Source organism: Armatimonadota bacterium (assembly GCA_020354555.1).
In the GTDB taxonomy this organism is placed as follows: domain Bacteria; phylum Armatimonadota; class Hebobacteria.
Genome location: CP070648.1, coordinates 21,807 through 24,401 on the forward strand (window position 1 = coordinate 21,807; position 2,595 = coordinate 24,401).

3 protein-coding genes are annotated in these 2,595 nt (G+C 67.7%); 1 reads left to right on the forward strand and 2 read right to left on the reverse strand.

Annotated features, from left to right (window positions below):
- Nucleotides 1–592: carboxypeptidase regulatory-like domain-containing protein (locus JSV65_00115; GenBank protein UCH34793.1), on the forward strand; the 592-nt coding region annotated here is incomplete at its 5' end.
- Nucleotides 593–664: 72 nt separating this feature from the next.
- Here the strand turns inward: JSV65_00115 and JSV65_00120 are convergent.
- Nucleotides 665–1,693 carry an acetyl-CoA carboxylase carboxyltransferase subunit alpha gene (locus JSV65_00120; protein UCH34794.1) on the reverse strand — a complete coding sequence of 343 codons (1,029 nt, stop codon included), beginning with the start codon at nucleotides 1,691–1,693 and terminating at the stop codon, nucleotides 665–667.
- 97 nt (nucleotides 1,694–1,790) lie between these two features.
- Nucleotides 1,791–2,595 (reverse strand): acetyl-CoA carboxylase, carboxyltransferase subunit beta (gene accD / locus JSV65_00125; GenBank protein UCH34795.1); only part of this gene is annotated, 805 nt, incomplete at its 5' end.

The window sequence follows — 2,595 nt, forward strand, 5'->3', positions numbered from 1 at the left end:
GATCACGATCGTCGAGGGCGAGACCACCTACTGCAACTTCAACCTGGAGCCGGTAACATGGCTCAAAGGGCAGGTCCGGGATGGGGCGGCGCAGGGGCCGCTGCCCGGAGCCACCGTTGACATATTCAAGGATGGTCTGCTGTGGCAGAGCACAAGCAGCGGGTCGCCCTGGGGCGTATACGAGATATACCTGACCTTACACGACGGCCTGCCCGCCAATGACTGCATAGTGCGCGCCTCCAAGCAGGGGTATGTCAGGCAGTACAAGTGGGGCGTGGACATACCGCTCGGCGAGGCGACGTATGTCAACTTCAACCTTCAGCCCTCGGGCAAGCTGCGGGGTCAGGTGAGGGATCGGGTCACGGGCGTGCCCATCATCTACGCGGTGGTGAGAGCTTACCACGGCGGGCTGCTGTGGGCGACGGCGATGACGACCCCGCCGTGGGGCGTCTACGAGATTGACAGCGACCTGCCCGAGGGCACCTACGTCGTGCAGGCGATCAGGCCCGGCTACCTGCCCCAGGCCAAGTGGCCGGTCCAGGTCAGCGCCGGCTCAACCACCTACGTGAACTTCTTCTTGCAGCCGGACTAGACCTGGGGAAATGGGCCGAGGCAGGCGGTCCGCGTGCGGACATCCGGAGGGATCGACCGGGGGCAGGCCCGTCTAGGCGGTGTCTGACCCTTCGGTCGCTGGCGGCCCGACTTCGTCGTCCTGTGGCGTCGGCTCCGTGAACACGCCGATGCCGCGGAATTTCTCGTAGCGGCGACGGATCAACTCTTCGGGGTCCATTGTCCCGAACTGCTGGAACACGCGGACCACGGAATGCTTGATGCGCGCCGCGGTCCCTCCCGGGTCGCGGTGCGCCCCGCCCAGCGGCTCGTCAATCACCTCGTCGGCGATGCCAAATTCCAGCGCGTCCTGGGCGCTCAGGCGCAGCGCCTGCGCCGCCTCCGGCCCGCGGGACGCGTCGCGGCCGAACGCATCGAGAATCGCCGCACACCCCTCCGGCGGTATGACGGAATACGTGGAATGCTCCAGCATCATGACCCAGTCGCCGACCCCGATGCCGATGGCGCCTCCGCTGCCCCCTTCGCCGATCACCACGACGGCGATGGGCACCCGCAGCACCGACATCTCCGCCAGGTTCCGAGCGATCGCCTCGCAGATGCCGCGCTCCTCCGCCTCCAGGCGCGATTCCGCCGCAGGCGTGTCAACAAAGCAGACCACCGGCCGCCCGAACTTCTCCGCGAGCTGCATCACGCGGAGCGCTTTGCGGTAGCCCTCCGGCCGCGCGCTCCCGAAGTTGCGGAACTGCCGCTCCTTGAGGTCGCGCCCTTTCTGATGCCCGACCACGGCGACCTGGCGTCCGTCGAGCCACGCCAGGCCGGCCACGATCGCCGGATCATCGCCGAACCGCCGGTCCCCGTGCAGCTCCGCGAAATCCTCGAACATCAGCCTGATGTAGTCCATCGTGTACGGGCGGCTCGGGTGGCGTGCCATGAGCACCTTGTCCCACGGCGATAGTTGGGAGAAGATCTGCTCGCACAGCTTGTCGCGCCGCGCCTTGAGCCGGGCGATCTCGGCCGACTTGTCAATGCCGCGCGTGGCGGTCAGCCGCTCCAACTCCTGGACGTACTCCTCCAACTCCTGAAGCGGCTTCTCGAATGGCAGCCACCGGCTCGGGGGTTGCATCACCCGCCTCCTTCGCGGTGGGCCGTTACCGCCGAACGTCGGGGCCGATTCCCCGAGCAGCTCGCCGGCGCGGCGACAATCGCGGCGGCGGCGGCTGTCACACCATCCACCCCAACAACTTGACGATCGTCGGCTGCAGCTCGCGCCGATGCAGCGCGAGGTCGAGCATGCCGTGCTGAAGCTGGAACTCGGCGGTGTGCGTGCCCGGCGGGAGTTTGATCTTGAGGTTCTGCTCGATCACGCGCGGCCCGGCGAAACCCACCAGCGCGCCGGCCTCGGCGATCATGATGTCGCCGAGGAACGCGTAGCTCGCGAGCACGCCTGCCGTGACCGGATCGGTGAGTACGGAGATGTACGGCGAGCCCGCCTGCGCCAGCCGTTTCGCGGCGGCCGACGTCTTCGCCATCTGCATCAGCGACAGCAGCCCCTCGTGCATGCGCGCCCCCCCGGAGCAGCTGAACAGCACCACCGGCACGCCCGCCTCCCGCGCGTGCTCGAACGCGCGCGTCACCTTCTCGCCCAGCACCGACCCCATGCTCGCCATGATGAAGCGATAGTCGGACGCGCCGATGACCACCGGAATGCCGCCCATGGTCGCCTCGCCCCACACGAAGGCGTCGCGCAGGCCCGTCTGCTCCTGCGTCTCGGCGAGGCGCTCGTCGTAACCCGGGAAGGCGAGGGGATTGGTGGGGGACAGGTCCGCGTCGAACTCGCGGAAGCTCTCTGGGTCGGCCATGATCTCGATGCGCTCGTGGGCGCCGAGCCGGAAGTGATGCGCGCAGCGCTTGCATACCAGCAAGTCCTTCACCAGCTCCTTCCGGTACAGCATCGCGCCGCACTTCGAGCACTTGACCCACAGCCCGTCGGGCACCTCTTCGAGCTTCGCCCGCGAGTTCGGCGTA